15 protein-coding genes and 2 pseudogenes are annotated in these 17,892 nt (G+C 37.9%); all 17 read right to left on the bottom strand.

Going from position 1 to position 17,892, the window contains the following annotated elements:
* Nucleotides 1-25: 25 nt before the first annotated feature.
* The 17 genes and pseudogenes from ACIQ7N_RS12190 to ilvB all read right to left on the bottom strand — a co-directional run bounded on the left by ACIQ7N_RS12190 (nt 26) and on the right by ilvB (nt 17,844).
* Nucleotides 26-1,207, bottom strand: coding sequence for an iron-containing alcohol dehydrogenase (locus tag ACIQ7N_RS12190; RefSeq protein ID WP_248716247.1), 1,182 nt, complete (start codon nt 1,205-1,207; stop codon nt 26-28).
* Between the two features lie 150 nt (nt 1,208-1,357).
* Nucleotides 1,358-1,502 (bottom strand): annotated as a pseudogene (locus ACIQ7N_RS23685) (N-acyl homoserine lactonase family protein); the annotation flags it as partial.
* A 94-nt stretch (nt 1,503-1,596) separates the two neighbouring features.
* The gene (locus ACIQ7N_RS12185) at nt 1,597-3,018 is read right to left on the bottom strand and encodes an aldehyde dehydrogenase family protein (RefSeq protein ID WP_402932316.1); all 1,422 of its coding nucleotides are present in this window, start codon (nt 3,016-3,018) and stop codon (nt 1,597-1,599) included.
* A gap of 99 nt (nt 3,019-3,117) precedes the next feature.
* The gene (locus ACIQ7N_RS12180) at nt 3,118-4,113 is read right to left on the bottom strand and encodes a LacI family DNA-binding transcriptional regulator (protein ID WP_402932313.1); all 996 of its coding nucleotides are present in this window, start codon (nt 4,111-4,113) and stop codon (nt 3,118-3,120) included.
* Between the two features lie 90 nt (nt 4,114-4,203).
* The gene (locus tag ACIQ7N_RS12175) at nt 4,204-5,436 is read right to left on the bottom strand and encodes an RtcB family protein (protein ID WP_402932310.1); all 1,233 of its coding nucleotides are present in this window, start codon (nt 5,434-5,436) and stop codon (nt 4,204-4,206) included.
* Nucleotides 5,437-5,574: 138 nt separating this feature from the next.
* Nucleotides 5,575-7,425 (bottom strand): dynamin family protein, encoded by a 1,851-nt coding sequence (locus ACIQ7N_RS12170; protein WP_402932307.1) that lies wholly within the window; start codon nt 7,423-7,425, stop codon nt 5,575-5,577.
* 221 nt (nt 7,426-7,646) lie between these two features.
* Nucleotides 7,647-8,528, bottom strand: coding sequence for a ribokinase (rbsK, locus tag ACIQ7N_RS12165; protein ID WP_402932304.1), 882 nt, complete (start codon nt 8,526-8,528; stop codon nt 7,647-7,649).
* A 292-nt stretch (nt 8,529-8,820) separates the two neighbouring features.
* Nucleotides 8,821-8,991 carry a hypothetical protein gene (locus tag ACIQ7N_RS12160; protein WP_185903359.1) on the bottom strand — a complete coding sequence of 57 codons (171 nt, stop codon included), beginning with the start codon at nt 8,989-8,991 and terminating at the stop codon, nt 8,821-8,823.
* On the bottom strand, nt 8,988-10,199 hold the full coding sequence (locus ACIQ7N_RS12155) for an MFS transporter (protein WP_402932301.1): 1,212 nt from the start codon (nt 10,197-10,199) through the stop codon (nt 8,988-8,990). Before ACIQ7N_RS12155 ends, ACIQ7N_RS12160 begins: the two co-directional genes overlap by 4 nt.
* 192 nt (nt 10,200-10,391) lie before the next feature.
* Entirely contained in the window at nt 10,392-10,802 is a 411-nt protein-coding gene (locus tag ACIQ7N_RS12150; RefSeq protein WP_402932298.1) for a hypothetical protein, read from the bottom strand.
* Nucleotides 10,803-10,880: 78 nt separating this feature from the next.
* The gene (gene leuD, locus ACIQ7N_RS12145; protein WP_402932295.1) at nt 10,881-11,471 is read right to left on the bottom strand and encodes a 3-isopropylmalate dehydratase small subunit; all 591 of its coding nucleotides are present in this window, start codon (nt 11,469-11,471) and stop codon (nt 10,881-10,883) included.
* A gap of 222 nt (nt 11,472-11,693) precedes the next feature.
* Nucleotides 11,694-13,103, bottom strand: a complete 1,410-nt coding sequence (leuC, locus tag ACIQ7N_RS12140) for a 3-isopropylmalate dehydratase large subunit (protein ID WP_132359847.1) — start codon at nt 13,101-13,103, stop codon at nt 11,694-11,696.
* A gap of 17 nt (nt 13,104-13,120) precedes the next feature.
* On the bottom strand, nt 13,121-14,221 hold the full coding sequence (leuB, locus tag ACIQ7N_RS12135) for a 3-isopropylmalate dehydrogenase (protein ID WP_402932291.1): 1,101 nt from the start codon (nt 14,219-14,221) through the stop codon (nt 13,121-13,123).
* 35 nt (nt 14,222-14,256) lie between these two features.
* Nucleotides 14,257-14,448 (bottom strand): annotated as a pseudogene (locus tag ACIQ7N_RS12130) (2-isopropylmalate synthase); the annotation flags it as partial.
* Nucleotides 14,435-15,469, bottom strand: coding sequence for a ketol-acid reductoisomerase (gene ilvC / locus ACIQ7N_RS12125; protein WP_100543809.1), 1,035 nt, complete (start codon nt 15,467-15,469; stop codon nt 14,435-14,437). The pseudogene ACIQ7N_RS12130 and the gene ilvC, both read right to left, overlap by 14 nt.
* Before the next feature lie 96 nt (nt 15,470-15,565).
* On the bottom strand, nt 15,566-16,081 hold the full coding sequence (gene ilvN / locus ACIQ7N_RS12120; RefSeq protein ID WP_402932288.1) for an acetolactate synthase small subunit: 516 nt from the start codon (nt 16,079-16,081) through the stop codon (nt 15,566-15,568).
* Nucleotides 16,078-17,844: a biosynthetic-type acetolactate synthase large subunit gene (ilvB, locus tag ACIQ7N_RS12115; protein WP_402932285.1), complete on the bottom strand. Its 1,767-nt coding sequence runs from the start codon at nt 17,842-17,844 to the stop codon at nt 16,078-16,080. The genes ilvN and ilvB overlap by 4 nt, the downstream gene beginning before the upstream one ends.
* Nucleotides 17,845-17,892 lie beyond the last annotated feature (48 nt).

The raw sequence follows: 17,892 nt of genomic DNA, 5'->3' as shown, positions 1-17,892 counted from the left end.
CAATTCAACGTTTCTCGTATCTTCGTTATAGTAGATGAGGTTCTCGAACTTCTCCATCAAACGCAGCTCGATATATCGAATAGATATCTTCTCGCTTAAGTGGCATCGGACTACGTGCCAGAATTCTTGTTTGCTTTGTCGCATCATCCGTTAGTTGTTCCAGTGCTGTTTCAGGTATATTAAATCCTTGTAATGTGGATGGAATATTAACGTCCTTCACAAGTTGCTTTAATGCATCTACACATTTATAGGAAGCCTCTTCTTGCGATAAATACGCAGATGAAATACCCATTGCATCTAAAATATCTTTCATACGTTTTTCGCAACTTTGACGAATATAGCCCATGACATATGGTAATAGCACTGCGTTGGAATCTCCATGAGCAATATGGAACTGGCCACCAAGTGGATAAGCTAAAGCGTGTACTCCTGCAACACCAGCATTAAAAAAGGCTAAGCCTGCTAAATAACTACCATAACTCATATCCGAGCGTGCCTGCTTATTTTGACCGTCATGCACTGCAGTTCGAATGGAGCCACTAATTAATTTTATAGCTTGTAGTGCAAGTGCATCAGTTACTTCATTGGCATTTACAGAAACATAGGCCTCTATTGCATGTGTTAAAGCATCTACGCCTGTAGCAGCGGTCACTTTGGGTGGTAAGGAAATCGTTAACGCAGGGTCTACAATGGAGACATCTGCTAATAAGTAATCATGTGTCACAACATCCTTCGTCGTTTCAAGTGACAGTACTGAAATATTTGTCACTTCTGAGCCTGTTCCGGATGTAGTTGGAATTAAAATTTTAGGTAACCCTTTATTTTCAAGGGTTTTTGTTCCTGTTAAATTTAAGTAATCTGCCACTTTCCCATCATGTGTTGCTAAAACCGCGGCAAGTTTCGCTAAGTCTAATGCACTTCCTCCCCCTAAACCGATCACTAAATCAAAATGATGTTTTCGAGTAAAATCAACTAGTTTTTCACCAATTGCGAGCGGTGGCTCTGGGGCAATATCGGTATAAATAGTTGTAGCGTACCCATTTTCAAGTAAAGGCTTTTCAAGATGATCTGTTAAACCTAACTCTTTTAAAAATGGATCTGTGATGATTAAAATATTATTTGCTTTCAATTTTTCTACTTCCGGTAGTAGCTGACTTAAACAACCCCAGCCTGTATAACTCGCAGGAGTAAAGGTTAATTTATGCATAATTGTTCTACTCCTATCTATTCATAATTCGATTTTCTAAATGACTTAAATTGGACTGAGTCACGGCCAAACCACAATGCGAATTTGTTTCATTTGCTAATCGTCTAATTCGTTCAACTGTAGAATTATAGCCACCAGAATTATAAAGTATACAAGGTGGCTTGACAGGTGATGCTCTACAAATTCATTTGGCTGGTTTGGATGATCAATCGTTGCAGGGTTATGCATGGCAATCCATTCGCATTGTTCCATTATCCATAACATACAATTTCGGGTGCTGTTTGATTATATTCATTTACAACCATCCCCATTTCCGAATCATTTATAACTCGACATAATTGTAGCTGTCGCTTTGCTTTCGCTACTTAAAACATTGCTACTGAAAGAAGTTAATTGTTATTCCAAACCACTAGCTTCATTTCTGTCATTTCCTCAACTGCATATTTGATGCCTTCTCGACCAGTTCCACTTTCTTTAATGCCGCCATATGGCATATGGTCAACACGGTATGTTGGAACGTCATTAATAATGACGCCTCCTACTTGTAATTTCTTTGAAGCATTAAAGGCCATCTCGATTGAAGGTGTAAATATGCCTGCCTGTAAGCCGTAATGTGAATCATTGACAGCATCAATGGCTTCTTCTATGGAAGAAACAGGATTGACAATTACAACAGGTGCAAATATTTCTTCACAAGATACACGGCTTTGAGAGGATACATTATATAATACTGTTGGAAGTAAAATATTATTGTCAATACGACCACCTGTCAGTACTTCGGCACCTTCTGCTACCGCTTCTTCTATCCATGTAACAGCACGCTGTTGCTCCGTTTCTGAAATCATCATCGCTAAATCCGTTGTTACATCTAAAGGGTCCCCTATTGTTAGCTGTTCTATTTTTGCTTTTAGTTTTTCTAAAAATACATTCATCATATTTTCTTTTACATATATACGCTGTAGGGAGATGCAAACTTGACCTTGATTTGAAAAAGCCCCCATTACAATTCGGTCCATAATCTTATCGAGTTGAATCCCTTCATCAACAATAACACCTGCATTCGAACCAAGTTCTAATGTGACTTTCTTTAAGCCAGCGCGATTGCGGAGGGAAATACCTACAGCAGGACTTCCGGTAAATGTAATCATCTTTACTTTTGGATGTGCTAAAAAGGCATCTCCTACTAGTTTTCCTTGCCCAGTTACTAAGTTAAATGCACCTGCTGGTAATTTTGTTTGTGCCAATAATTGTGCTAAAAAATGAGCAGATAACGCTGTTTGGGTTGCAGGCTTCAAAACAATCGTATTTCCAGCTGCTAATGCGGGTCCAACTTTATGGGCTACTAAATTTTGCGGAAAATTAAAAGGTGTAATAGCCGCAATAACGCCCAATGGCTCTCGAATGGTATAACCAAATCTACCCTCTCCACTTTTAGATGCATCCATCGGAATCATTTCACCAGATAGCCGCTTTGCTTCTTCTGCTGCAAATTTGTAAGTTTCAATCGTTCGATCAATCTCAGCATAGGCATATTTTAACGGCTTAGCTGATTCTAGTGAAATAATTCTAGCTGCCTCTTCTCGATTTTCTGCAAATAGATCCGATAATTGTTCTAAAATTTCTGCTCTTTGAAATGCTGTTAATGCTGCCATTTCGGCTTCTGCTGCATGAGCACTTTCAATTGCATGCTGTACATCATCTTCAGTGGCCATAGCAAATTGAGCAATGACCTCTTTTGAGTAGGGAGCTTGAACCTCCATAAATTCATCTGTCTTTTGCCATTGTCCATTAATAAATAAGCTCTTTTTCAAGACCTTACTCACTCCTCTCTTCAAATGGTTACGTATTCATTTCTGAAAATAAAAAAATGAATACGTAACCATTTTAGCTTTAAAAAATAAACTGAGGCATCAGTTTATTTTTTTACTTGTTGTATTTCTCGGGAAAAGTTTAACAGATTCTGTTTGTTGGATGCAAGCACTTTTTTTCTCCATTACCTCAAATAATTTTTCAATAGCAATAAATCCGAGGTTTTTTTCGGATTCTAGACCTACTGTTGTTAAAGCAATTGAATGGTGCTTACTGAGTTCCACATTATCAATACCAATAACATTAAAATCTTGAGGAACACGAAAGCCCCTCTCTAAGCAAAGGTTTAAAATTTCAATAGCAATCGCATCTGTTGCGGCACAAATAGCGGTAGGCCTAGTAGGAAGCTTTAGTATTTCCTCAAACATTCGTTCAATATCGTCTTTTTTCGTATTTGTAAAAAATGCTGGCACTGTATTTATATCTATAGCGCTGTCCTTTAAAGCATTTTTAAAGCCATTGTACCTCTCAAAAAAAGTACTAATTTCATGTGGACCGCCAATCCAGCATATGTCACGATGACCTAAAGATAAAATATGATTCGTCGCTATATAACCAGCTTCCACATTATCAATTTCTACAAAATACCTGTTTTCTCGATGCTTGCGATTATACATGATAAATGGAATGCCTAGTTTTTCAAGCTTAAAAAATAAGTCATCTTCATATAACATTGACGATAAAATAATCGCATCAGCCCTAGTTTCCAAAACAGAATTATAAATAGAATTTAAATCATCTTCCGTACCAAAATAAACATTTACTTTATAGCCCCGAGCATTAACATAATTAACAATTGCAGTAGTTGTATCGACAAAAAAAGGATTATGTAAAGGCCCTGATATCAAAGTAATAATGCCAGTTTTTTTCTGTACAAGTGATCTTGCAATATCATTTGGAATATAGTTTAAATCCTCAATTGCCCGCATCACTTTTTCAACAGTTTTCGGCTTTACGAGTTCAGGAGTATTTAACACTCTTGAAACCGTTGTTTGAGAGACACCCGCATATTTAGCCACATCTTTTGAAGATACCAAAAAACCACCCACTTCATCTTTGTAAGCCTATTTTATACCATTAAAGAAATAATGTTAATAGATAAGAGTAAATGCAAGTACTTTCTATTATTAGGGATTTTTCCGATTTTTTCGCTCATAAGGCTTTACGGCTTCGCTAGCTTTAAAATTATAAACAGGTGTAATCACTTTTATTATATCTGCAGTTTCCTCAAGAACAGATGTAATTTCTGACATCGGCTTATAGGCCATTGGGGCTTCATCTAATGTTTCTTCGTTTACGGATGTTGTCCAAATACCTTGCATCATTTCTTTAAAATCTTCCATGTTTAGTGCTTCTTTTGCAGCACGGCGAGAATACATTCTCCCTGCCCCATGTGGTGCTGAGTAATTCCAATCTGCATTCCCTTTCCCCATACAAATGAGTGAGCCATCCCGCATATTCATAGGAATAACGAGCTTCTCCCCTTTATTTGCTCGAACGGCTCCTTTTCTTAACGTCATTGTTTCTGTATCAATATAGTTATGGATCGTATCGAATGTTTCGTTAAAACGCCAGTTCATATGCTTAGAGATTGTTTCGGCAATTGTCCAACGATTCATCTGGGCATATTGCTGAGCAATTTTCATATCGTGAATATAATCATGGAAATACTCACCCTCTAAATAAGCTAAATCTTTTGGTACAATAGGATTTTGCTCTTTAAAAGCTTTAATCATCGTTTGAATTTCTTTTTCGCGCCCCTGATATTTCAGCACGGCAATTTTATCTTTTAAATCTCCTTGTTGTAATGTTTCATAGGCTCTTTTTTGATGCCAATTCGCTACCTTAGCTCCGACATAACGCGACCCAGTATGGATAAGTAAGTAATGTGTGCCTGCTTCGTCTTTGGCAAGCTCGATAAAATGATTGCCTCCCCCAAGTGTACCAAGCGATAAATTCGTATAGTCATCTTTTAAACCACTTGCTACAAACTGTCTCCCCTCGAATTCAACAAAATGACGTGCAGAAGATACTTCCTGATGGATATTCTGTCCGCTTGGTATATGTGCTCGAATTGTAGCATCAAGTTTCGAAAAATCGATATCCGCCTCATTTAACTCTGCTACAAATACACCACAGCCTACATCAACGCCTACAAGATTAGGCACTACACGATTTTGCAGTTGAATTGTTGTGCCAATAACACAACCCTTCCCTGCATGATAATCTGGCATAATCCGTACTTTTGTTCCTTCCATAAAGGCTTGATTTGCCAATTCTTTAATTTGATCAATAGCTGATTGTAAGGCTGTATTTGAATAAATTTTCGCTTCAGTAAAACGTCCTTTAATTTGAATCATGTTTATCCCTCCTACTATCAATACGAAAATCGTCATATTTGGTTCCAATTTTCGCCAAATAACCCATTTGTAAAAAACAAGAAATACATAAAAATGTTCTAAAATTACAAAATAATTTTAGAACATTTCTTTTAACATTTATTCTTCATATTGAATATCTAATTTTTTCGGTATTTCTGGTATATCGTTTGATTTTACATCTACTTCTGTTAAAGCTAACGTATGTAATGGATATTTTTTCTGAACATCGAAAGGAATTGCAATGCTCTCCATTTTATTGTTCATTTGACTACGTGCAAGTAGCCCATTATTTGTTAGATCAATGCTTATAATACTGTTAATTGTTTCTTTTAGCATGACAATATCTTTTTCTTTTAACGGCATTTGTTCGTCCATTAAAAATGGTTGAATATTTTCTTTAATATAGCCCTGCGCCTCAATTAAACAAGAAAATTCATTTAATTTATTTGCGTATAACTTTAATTGACGCTTTTCTTTTGAACGTTGGTGATTTAGCTCTTGCACTTTTTGCTCAATGCGTTCCAAACGTTTTTTCGTTAACTCCATAAGATAACTTTGTATTGAATAAAGGGACTGAAGCATCGTTGCTTCTGCTTCTTGCACTTTTTCATATTGTGCAATACAAACAACTTGCTGCTCATTTAACTTGTTGACACGTTCCTTGAAAAATCCATTTTGCGTATGCTGACCAAAAATAGCTTTCATAAGGCCTTTTCCGTGAATTTTTTTATGCTGAGCGTCCAATCGATCATATTCACGTATATAATCGCTATGCATATTACGGTATTCCCGTAACATTTGTTGATATAAAACAGCTTTTTCTGTAAAGCTTTCCACAATTTCATCCTGAAAATAATCATTTTGTGAAATGGTTTGTAAAAGTTGGTATAATGTTTGAACATTTTTAAATACGTTGGCAACCTGCTCGTATTCTTGCTCATATTCAGTTACAATCGCTAAATCACGTTGATAGCGTGAAAATTCGTATTGTGTATCGCCTGCATACTTTTCAATGTTTTCAACTGCAGATTGGAATGGATCTCTTTGTGGAATAACAGTTAATTCGAAGCGGAATCGTTCAAGCCATTGCAAGAAGCGAATTAAAATGCCATACGTTTTCTTATCACTATTTTCTGCAACCCGATGAATTTCTGAAATTAATTGCTCATACTTACTTTTCTCCCAAAGCTCATCACTATTAGTCTGTTTAGCTTCAATCGCTTCTCTTGCAGAGATAGCGACAAAATCACTTATTAAATGCCCAATTCGTTCTCTCTCAGCATTAATAAACGCCTGTGTATTTTCATTTGAATCTATAGCATTGATGACACAAAGAGGCTCAACACCTTTGTTTTTTAGCGTTTCCATCAATAATATTTCAGGATAAATAGCCATCGAACCTGAGCGTAATACCCAAAAGATTTCGTCAACACGGTTCATCAATGCCTCTGGGAAGTAGGCCATTTCCCCTCCTCCAGCTTCCAATGAAACCGAATCAATAATTGTTACTGATTTTAATAAATCGTTTTTCAAATATACTTCTAAGTAATCTAAATGTTCTCGTAGTATTTGAGATGCAAAAGTATCGCTAGTTGTCAATAATTCTAGCTTGCTCATATCAAATATTGCTACAACGCCATCTAAAAAATACGCCTTTATTTCTTCATGTTCACCGTATCGCAAAAATGTATTTACCCCTGTTGGATACTGATCACTAACAGGCAAAACTTGACGTCCTAAAAGTCCATTTACAAGTGTTGTTTTTCCAACACGCTCTTTCCCAACAATAAGAATCATCGTTTCGTTGTTAGCATCTTGAATGATACGATTTAAATGTTTAGCTGTATCTTTTACATAAGTATTTTGTACAATAATGCCATGTAATTGTCGCAAATGATCGACAAGCTGTGGCAAAATATTATTCGCTGAGGCTGTATATTCGATCGGAACATTATCAATATTTGTCATCCCCAAAACCTCTTTTCGTATGTATCTAAAGTTATTATAAATGAAAATATTCATTTATTAATATATAGTACTAAGAAATAATGACAAAAAAGGACAATATACTTAAATGTAAACGTCACAAATAGGTAATAAATCTTACATTTTTAAACAGGTTATCTCAGATACTATTACTCATTCAGACTAAAAGAAATAAAAATTATTATGATAAATTCGTAAGAGAGTTAGTCTTCCATTCCAGCCAGACGTGAGTAAACTGCTCCAAGTGTTGGCATTCCACCTTGTGCACCGAATTTCTCCACTGATAATGAAGCTGCAATATTTGCAAAATACACTGCCTGATCCAATGATTGCCCTTCTGCTAAAGCATAAGCGAGTGCACCGTTAAACGTATCACCTGCACCTGTTGTATCTACTGCTTTCGTCAAATAGCCCGGAACATGAATAGGATATTCACCATCAAAATAGCGTGCGCCATCACTACCTAGCGTAATAATCATTTTATTAGGATACTTTTCTAATATTTGTTCTACATCATTTCCAAAAATTTCTGCACACTCCGTTTCATTTGGTGTGATATAGGCAATATCCTCCATCCATTGCACATCAAAATTAGCCGCTGGTGCAGGATTTAATAAAACAGGTACATTCGCTTCTTTACAAAGTTTTATTGCATAAGCGGTCGTTTCCGTTGGGATTTCTAGCTGCATAATGACCATTTGACTTTTTTGAATGATTTCTTTCGCTGCCTCTATATGCGCAGGTGTTAACTCATAATTTGCCCCTGGTACTACTATGATACGGTTATCATTATTGTAGATTAAAATATTAGCAATCCCAGTTGGTGCCGATACGCTTGTAATAGCTTCAGTTTGAATATGCTCTTGCTGTAAAACATTGCACAATGTTTTGCCAAAACTATCGGAACCTACGCAGCCTATCATTGTGACTTCACTTCCAAGACGTGCTGCAGCAATTGCCTGATTAGCCCCTTTCCCTCCTGGAATCGTTTGGAAATCTTCACCAAGGATCGTTTCACCCTGCTTTGGAAAAACCCCCATTTGTACAACTAAATCCATATTTATGCTACCTATAACTGTAATCATCTTTTGACCTACCTTCCATCTTATTTTTCCATTTTAACTGAGAAAACAGTAGAAAGACAGGCCATTTACATTTGAAAATTATGGGGTACTGATCTTCTTACTCAATATTCTGCAATGCAGTTTTTCATCACCCTTTAACGTAGCGGCAGCGACAGATGGTTTTTGTGCGAAAGCGCAGTGCAACGTAGCGGCAGCGACAGGATATTGGTCACTCATCTTTGCCACAGGACGTGGCGCTATTCGAATAAAGTTCCTCTATTTCAGCGGACGTTTGGACACTCGCTAAAAGAGGTTAAAGTTTTCCCAATAAACCTTTCCTTGCCTCTAATTCAATTTTCCTATCACAATCTTCACAGGAAAACTTCCCGTCCATATTTTCTTTATATAGCTTATATTTCCTTGTGCCTTCTACAACTTCAAATATTTTCTTACAAAAAATACAATGAACCTTATAACTAATCATGATACTTCCTCCTTTAACCCGATGTAGTTTTTCGGGGAATATAGCACAAAATATAATGTGATTGACAATAAAATACTGATAATACCGAAAACAATTGCAGTCATTTGAAGCGTAAATAATTCTGCAAACAGACCTAATAGTAAAGTAAAGGAGATTTGTAAAATATTTTGAAAAATACTAGAAATACTACCGAATCTCCCCATCATCTCAGGTGGTACATTTTGCTGATAAAACGTTTCATAACCAGTATTACTAAATGCCATAAAAAAGCCTAAAAAAACGAAACTTACAAATGTCAAAATACTCGATGTCGAGGCATAAAAAGCTGTATAAAACAGCATTGTCAGGAACAAGCCAAAAGCCATATATGACCGAGTGGACCATTTTTTAGCGAAGCTTGCAGCAACCATTCCACCTAAAATTGCTCCAGCTCCTGCACTACTCACAAAAGCTCCATATAAGCTATCGGATAAAGCCAAATCTTGTTTAATAAAGGTTGTTTCCTGAGAATCAAGCGCAAATGCAATCATTAATGTACTTTGAAACAGTAAATAAATCATTATAAATAATGAATTTTGTCGAATGAAAGCTATTACAACTAGATAGTCATTTTTTAGTATTTGCCACGTAATACGTTGCAGTGAAGTTTTCTTCACATCATCTACATCAGGTAATAAGTAAATAATCAAAGCACAAACAAAAAATGTAAAGCTGTTAAACCAAATCGTAAATGTTGTATTAAAAAGCATGATGAGGAGTCCTGCAAGTGCTGGACCTACTAAAAACGAGCCTGAATTGAACGTGCCAAGTATTGCGTTGAATCGTTGTCTATCTTCTGAAGGAACTAACTTTGTAATATAATATGTACTACTAGGCCCAAAGAAACTACTCGCTATATTCGCTAAAAATAACAGTGTATAGATGAGCCAAATTGATTCCATAAACGGCATACAAAAAACAATGAAACCTCGTATAATATCAGTTGCAATCATCAACTTGCGTTTATTCATACGATCAATAAAAGAGCCAGCTACCAAACTTGTTAAAACTCTTGCTATTGGTCCGACAATAAAGATTCCAGCCATCGCTGCCGGTGATTGTGTTAAATGCCATATAAATAAATTTAGCGCTACAAGGTAAATCCAGTCCCCTAATTTTGAAAAACCTAAGCCTCCAATTAATAAGCTGTATTTTCGAAGGATTTTCATTTATAGTTCCTCCCTTTATTACTTTTCACAAAAGTATTCTGGTAAATGTTTAAATAAACTGACTCATCACCAAAACGTGTAGATATTTTCCGTTCCAACTCATATGCACGAGATATGTTTTAACAAATGTCATCCCTAACTTATAGTGTTGGGATGATAAACTGGATAATGTTCCATTTATTCCCCTTAACTCTATTTATATATTATCAAAATATTCTTCAATTTGGTGCGTTTTTGAACATTTAAATAACTAAAGTGGTTTTTAATTGGAACTATGTTATGTAGTAAGGAATAATCATTTACCAATCTAGGAGTTTTCTCTGATACCTGAGCAGTTTCCATTCCAACCTGATCAGTTTTTCCTGATACCTGAGCAGTTTTCATTCCCACCCGATCAGTTTTTCCTGATACCTGAGCAGTTTCCATTCCAACCCGATCAGTTTTTCCTGCTACCCGAGCAGTTTCCATTCCCACCCGATCAGTTTTCTCTGATACCTGAGCAGTTTCCATTCCAACCCGATCAGTTTTTCCTGATACCTGTGCAGCTTCCGTTCCAACCCGATCAGTTTTTCCTGCTACCCGAGCAGTTTCCACTTCAATCAAAGCACCCCCTTCTTCAAGCAACAAAAAAACTGAAGACAACTTAATGTGTCTTCAGTCAAAAGGTTAGCGCTCAATCTATTAAAATACAATACGTTGTGCTTCGTAAGCAGCAATATGTTCTTCGTATTTAAAGGTTAGGGCAATCTCATCCCAACCATTTAGCAATGTTTCTTTATAGTAAGGATCGATGCTAAATTTATAAACTGTACCATCTTCACCCGTTACTGTTTGTGCTTCTAAATTGACTTCCATCTTGTACGGATTTTCTAAGCTTTTAGCTAAAATTTCATCACACTCTGCTGCAGTTAGTTTGATTGGTAAAATCCCATTTTTGAAGCAGTTATTATGGAAAATATCTGCGAAGGATGGTGCAATTACTACATTGAAGCCATAGTCTAAGATTGCCCACGGTGCATGTTCACGAGATGAACCACAGCCGAAGTTATCTTGAGCTACTAAAATTTTAGAGTCTTTAAATTCAGGTTTGTTTAATACAAAATCCTTAATTTCATTGCCCTCTGCATCAAAGCGCCAATGATAAAATAAATACTGACCAAAACCTGTACGCTCAATACGCTTTAAAAACTCTTTTGAAATAATTTGGTCTGTATCGACATTTTTACGATCGAGTGGTGTTATCACACTGTTTACGATATTAATTGGTTCCATTTGCAATCATCCCTTCCGTGTAAATCAATTACGCCTTGGCGTAATTGCGTCCTGGATTTTGAATTGTGCTTGCACAATTGGCTCCTTTCAAAATCCGTGACATCTGCCAGAGGCTTTATCTTCATTCAGTCTTATTTTTGTATTTGGTAACCTACTGAATAGAAATTACAATCGTAATAATCTCACCATAAATATGGGGTGTCTTCTGAATGAAGATAAAAATTACACAGTTTCCTTTACGAATTCACGTACATCCACAAAGTGGCCAGCAATTGCTGCGGCTGCTGCCATTGGCGGTGATACTAAGTGCGTACGAGAACCAGCTCCTTGGCGTCCTTCAAAGTTACGATTTGATGTTGATGCACAGCGTTCACCAGCTGGTACTACATCATCATTCATTGCCAGACACATTGAGCAACCTGTCTCACGCCATTCAAAGCCAGCATCTGTAAAGATTTTATCTAATCCTTCTGCTTCTGCTTGTTTTTTTGTCGAATAGGAGCCTGGCACAACGATCGCTGTTACATTTTCATGTACCTTACGCCCTTCGATGACATTTGCAGCTGCACGTAAATCACTAATGCGTGAGTTTGTGCAAGAACCGATAAATACGTGTTGAATATCGATTGAAGTTAATGGTTGACCTTCCTCTAAGCCCATGTAGGCTAGTGCTTTGCGCAGAGCAGCTTTATCTGACTCATCCTCATACTCTGACTGTGTTGGTACATTACTTGAAACACCTGAACCCATTGACGGATTCGTTCCCCAAGTGATGATTGGCTCAATTTCTTCTGCTTGAATAATACGAACTGTATCATATGTTGCATCTTCATCGGATGCTAAGCTTAACCAATAATTTGCTGCTTCCTCAAACTTTTCTCCTTGTGGCGCATGCTTGCGACCACGAATATAGTCAACAGTCGTTTGGTCAGGAGAAATTAGCCCTGCCTTTGCACCCGCTTCGATTGACATATTACAAATTGTCATCCGTTCTTCCATAGAAAGCTTATGGATAGCCTCTCCAGTGAATTCCACAATATGTCCTGTGCCGACACCGATACCGAATTTCGATATAATTGCTAAAATAATATCTTTGGCAGCAACACCTACCGGAAGCTCACCTTCTACACGAATTTCCATTGTTTTCGGCTTGTTTTGCCATAGAGTTTGTGTTGACAATACATGTTCTACCTCTGATGTTCCAATACCGAAAGCAATCGCTCCGAACGCACCATGTGTAGACGTATGGGAATCACCACAGACAATCGTTTTACCAGGCTGCGTTAAACCTAGCTCAGGTCCAATTACGTGAACAATCCCTTGATCAGGATGCCCCATTCCTGCAAGTTCAACGCCAAATTCCTCAGCATTTTTAGCTAATGTTTCGATTTGGTTACGCGCAATGGAATCATGAATCGTTGGTAGATTTTTTGTAGGTACGTTATGATCCATTGTTGCAAAGCTTAAATCTGGGCGACGTACTTGACGGCCATTCAATCTTAGACCTTCAAAGGCTTGTGGGGAAGTTACTTCATGAATTAAATGAAGATCAATATATAACAGGTCCGGTTTGCCCTCTTCCTGATAAACGACATGTTTATCCCAAATCTTTTCAATTATATTTTTGCCCATTATCTTCACCTATTTCTTTAAATGTATGTTGTCATAATGCTTTCTGAAACAAAGCTTGTATCTATCTCGTTAATGACTTTATCTGTCCATTCATTCGTCGATAGTATACGACTACCATCACGTGCAAGATCTGCTGTGAAATAGCCATCATCAAATACTGCACTTACAGCACGTTCGATTTCTGCAGCCTCTTCTTTTAAGCCAAATGAATATTGTAGCATCATAGCCACTGAAAGAATGGTTGCGGCAGGGTTTGCTACACCTTGACCTGCAATTTCTGGTGCTGAGCCATGTACTGGTTCATATAGACCAAAATTATCTCCGCGAATAGAAGCAGATGGTAGGACGCCTAAAGAGCCTGTAATAACAGATGCTTCATCACTTAAAATATCTCCAAACATATTTTCAGTAACGACCACATCATAATAACTAGGATTTGTAATTAATTTCATAGCAACTGAGTCTACTAAATTGTGCTCTACTTGCACATCTGGATACTCTTTTTTCTTCGCTTCTACAACTTCGCGCCATAAGCGACTTGTTTCAAGTACATTCGCTTTATCAACAGAGCATAATTTGCCTCCACGTAAACGTGCTAATTCAAAGGCATTTTCAACGATACGTTCAACTTCAGCAGTTGAGTAAACAGTTGTATCTATCGCGCCATTCTCAGTACGCATACGTGGTTCCCCGAAGTATACGCCGCCTGTTAATTCACGTACAATCATTAAATCGACGTTTTCGGCTACTTCACGCTTTAATGGCGAAGCATCTAGTAAACTCGGGAACGCCTTTACTGGACGTAGGTTTGCGAATAAGTCAAAGTGTTTGCGAATACGTAGTAATCCTTTTTCAGGACGTAATTCAGGTGGATTATTATCCCATTTCGGACCACCAACGGCACCAAGTAAAACTGCGTCACTATTTTCACACATCTCAATTGTTTCATCTGGTAGTGGATTATTGTGTTGGTCGATGGCAGCGCCTCCGATTGTTGCATAACCTAAATGGAATGTATGGTTGAATCGCTTTCCAATCACCTGTAATACACGTACAGCAGAAGCAACAACCTCTGGCCCTATTCCGTCACCAGGAAGTACTGTAATTTTTTTCTCCATCGTCAAAACACCTTTCTTTGTATAGCGTTGAACTATACTAAATTTGCAATACGATTTACCGCCTCAAAGTCACCAGGTGACGAAGCAGGAAAACCTGCTTCAATAATTGTCACTCCTAGGCGCTCCAGTTGCTTGGCGATTTCAATCTTCTCTGCTGTGTTTAGATTGATACCAGCAGATTGTTCGCCGTCGCGAAGTGTTGTATCGAAAATATCAATTTTTCGCACTTGCAGCCACTTCTCTTACAACCTTTTCTTTACCTTCGTTGATGAATGGCATCATAGCACGTAATTTAGCACCAACTTCTTCGATTTGGTGGTTTGCACCAGCTTCTTTGAATTTTGTATATTCTGGACGACCGTTTTCATTTTCTTGAATCCAACGGCGAGCGAATGTACCATCTTGGATATCCGTTAATACATCTTTCATACGAGCTTTAACGGAGTCATCGATAATGCGCGGACCTGCAACATAGTCGCCCCACTCTGCTGTATCTGATACTGAGTAACGCATTGTTGCCATACCCCCCTCAAACATAAGGTCGACAATTAATTTTAGTTCGTGAAGTGTTTCAAAGTATGCTAGCTCTGGCTGGTAGCCTGCTTCTACTAAAGTTTCAAATCCTGCTCGAACTAATTGCGTAGCACCGCCACAAAGTACAGCTTGCTCACCGAATAAATCAGTTTCAGTTTCTTCTTTGAATGTTGTTTCAAGTAAACCGCCACGAGCTGCACCGATTCCTTTACCGTAAGCAAGAGCTAAATCTTTTGCTTGACCAGTTGCATCTTGATGAATTGCGAATAAACCTGGTACACCAGCACCTTCTTGGAATTGACGACGAACTAAGTGTCCTGGACCTTTCGGAGCAACTAAAAATACGTCTACATCTGCTGGTGGTGTAATTTGACCGAAATGAATGTTAAAGCCGTGTGCAAACATAAGTGCTTTACCCGCTTCAAGATGTGGAGCAATTTCAGCCTCATATACTGCTTTTTGACGCTCATCTGGAAGTAAAATCTGGATAACATCTGCTTCTTGCGCTGCTTCCGCAACAGTCTTTACATCTATTCCATCCGCTTTTGCTGCATCGAATGATCCGCCTGGACGAACGCCTACAACTACATCAAATCCTGATTCTTTAAGATTTAAGGCATGTGCATGACCTTGTGAACCATAACCGATGATTGCGATTTTCTTTCCTTTTAATACTTCCTCGTTGATGTTTTGTTCATAGTACATAGTAGCCATTGTTTTTTCCTCCTAATTTTGGGTTTGTTTTTTCAACCTCAGATGCAAGAAGCCAACAAGGGCTATGCATCTAAAGCTGTGAATTTTATATGCAAACTATTTTAAAATAGAGAGCTGCGCATTTGAGATTTTTTGTGTTTCACGAACAGATGCTGTAGCCCCTGTACGCGTTAATTCTTTAATACCATAAGGTCGAATTAGTTCAATAAAGGCATCAATCTTATCTGGATCTCCTACTACTTGATAGGTGACAACGTTTTTCGCTGTATCAATAATTTGAGGACGGAATGGTTCCACTATTGAATTCATTTCTAGTCGTAAGTTTGGTGGTGAAATTACCTTCACAAGCGCTAACTCGCGTAGCACGATTGATTTATCTGTAATATCATTGACCTTTAATACATCAATTTGTTTCGATAATTGCTTCACTAGCTGTTCAATTTTACGCTCATCCTCAACGTTTACGACAAAAGTCATTTTCGAAAAGTTTGGTTGCTCTGTGTGACCAACTGTAATTGATTCAATATTAAATTGACGCTTCATAAGTAAGCCTGTTAAACGATTTAACACACCGCTTTGGTTAATCACTGTTACTGTAATTACTCGTTTCAATTCTTTTTCACCCCAATCATTTCATGTAGGCCTTTGCCTGGTGCTACCATTGGATAAACACATTGGTTCTGTTTTACACGACAATCAATTAACACTGGCTCATCGGAAAGTAGTGCCTCACGGAAAATACTTTCCGCTTCATCGATTGTGTTTATTCGGTAGCCTTTAAGACCATATGCATCCGCTAATTTAACAAAATCTGGTTGGATCGGCATTAAGGAAGATGAATAACGCTCCTCATAAAATGTTTCTTGCCATTGGCGTACCATTCCTAGACAGCTATTATTTAAAATCACTACTTTTACCGGTAAGTTGAATTCTTGTAGTATGGAAAGCTCTTGCGCAGTCATTTGGAATCCTGCATCACCTACAATGGAAACAACTTTTTTGTCTGGCTTCGCAAACTGGGCGCCAATTGCAGCTGGGAAGCCGAAGCCCATCGTACCAAGTCCACCAGACGTTACCCATCCGTGATCATTGTTTAAGCGATAATATTGCGCAGCCCACATTTGATGCTGTCCAACATCTGTAGTGACAATTGCGTCACCTTCAGTAATTTTATGCACAAGCTCTAGTGCTTCCTGCGGTAAAATCTCTTTGTCCCCTGGCTCCTTGCTGTACCATAATGGATATTCTTTGGCATGGTTCTTTAAGTACGCTAGCCATTCAGTTGTATTAGGACCATCAAAGTCCTTTTTCAATAATGCTTTTAATGCTTCTTTGGCATCTGCAACGATTGGAATATCTGTCGGCACGTTTTTTCCAATTTCCGCTGGATCAATATCAATGTGTATAATTGTTGCATTTGGAGCAAATGTTGCTAAATTACCAGTTAAACGGTCATCAAAACGAGCTCCGATATTCAACAGTAAATCTGATTTTGTAATAGCTGTGTTCGCTGTTGCAGTTCCATGCATTCCTGCCATACCTATGAATAATTCATGTTCTCCATGAATTGAACCTAGTCCTAATAGAGTGTTTGCTACTGGAATTTGATATTTTTCAGCGAATGCTGTTAACTCTTCTTTAGCATCTGCAAAGAGGACACCAGCTCCAGCTAAAATGATTGGATTTTTGGCCAGTGAAATCGCCTGAATGGCCTTTTGAACTTGTAAATAATTCGGTTTGTATGTTGGTTGATAACCTGGTAAATAAATTTCATCAGGAGCCTGCGGTGGATTCTCCACATCAAATAACATTTGAGAAACGTTTTTCGGGAAATCAACTACAACAGGACCCTTCCGACCAGTGCCTGCAATATGGAAAGCCTCTTTAACAATACGCGGGATATCATTAACATCCTGTACCTGATAATTGTGCTTCGTAATTGGTGTCGTAATTCCCATAATGTCCGCTTCTTGGAAAGCATCTGTACCAATCACAGATGTTGAAACTTGACCTGTGAATACAACTAATGGGATGGAATCAATCATCGCATCTGCAATACCAGTTACTAAGTTTGTTGCCCCCGGACCGCTTGTTGCAATAACAACACCAGTTTTATTGGAAACACGTGCATAACCTTCCGCTGCATGGATTGCACCTTGTTCATGTCTAGTTAAAATATGACGAATCGGATTTTTATACATTGCATCATAGATTGGTAGTACCGCTCCACCTGGGTAACCAAAAACAATTTCAACACCTTGTTCATGCAGTGCTTGCACTAATACGTCAGCACCATCTTTTGCTTGATAGGTTTGTTCAGCTTTTACCGTTGTTACTAATTCTTCTTTCTCATTGATAGAAACATTCGTACTCATCAAATAGGCCTCCTTCTTATCATTCAATTTCACATCAGTAATGCTCAT

It is taken from the genome of Lysinibacillus sp. NPDC095746 (genome assembly GCF_044763535.1).
GTDB lineage: Bacteria > Bacillota > Bacilli > Bacillales_A > Planococcaceae > Lysinibacillus.
This window is presented reverse-complemented; position numbering and strand designations above follow the sequence as displayed.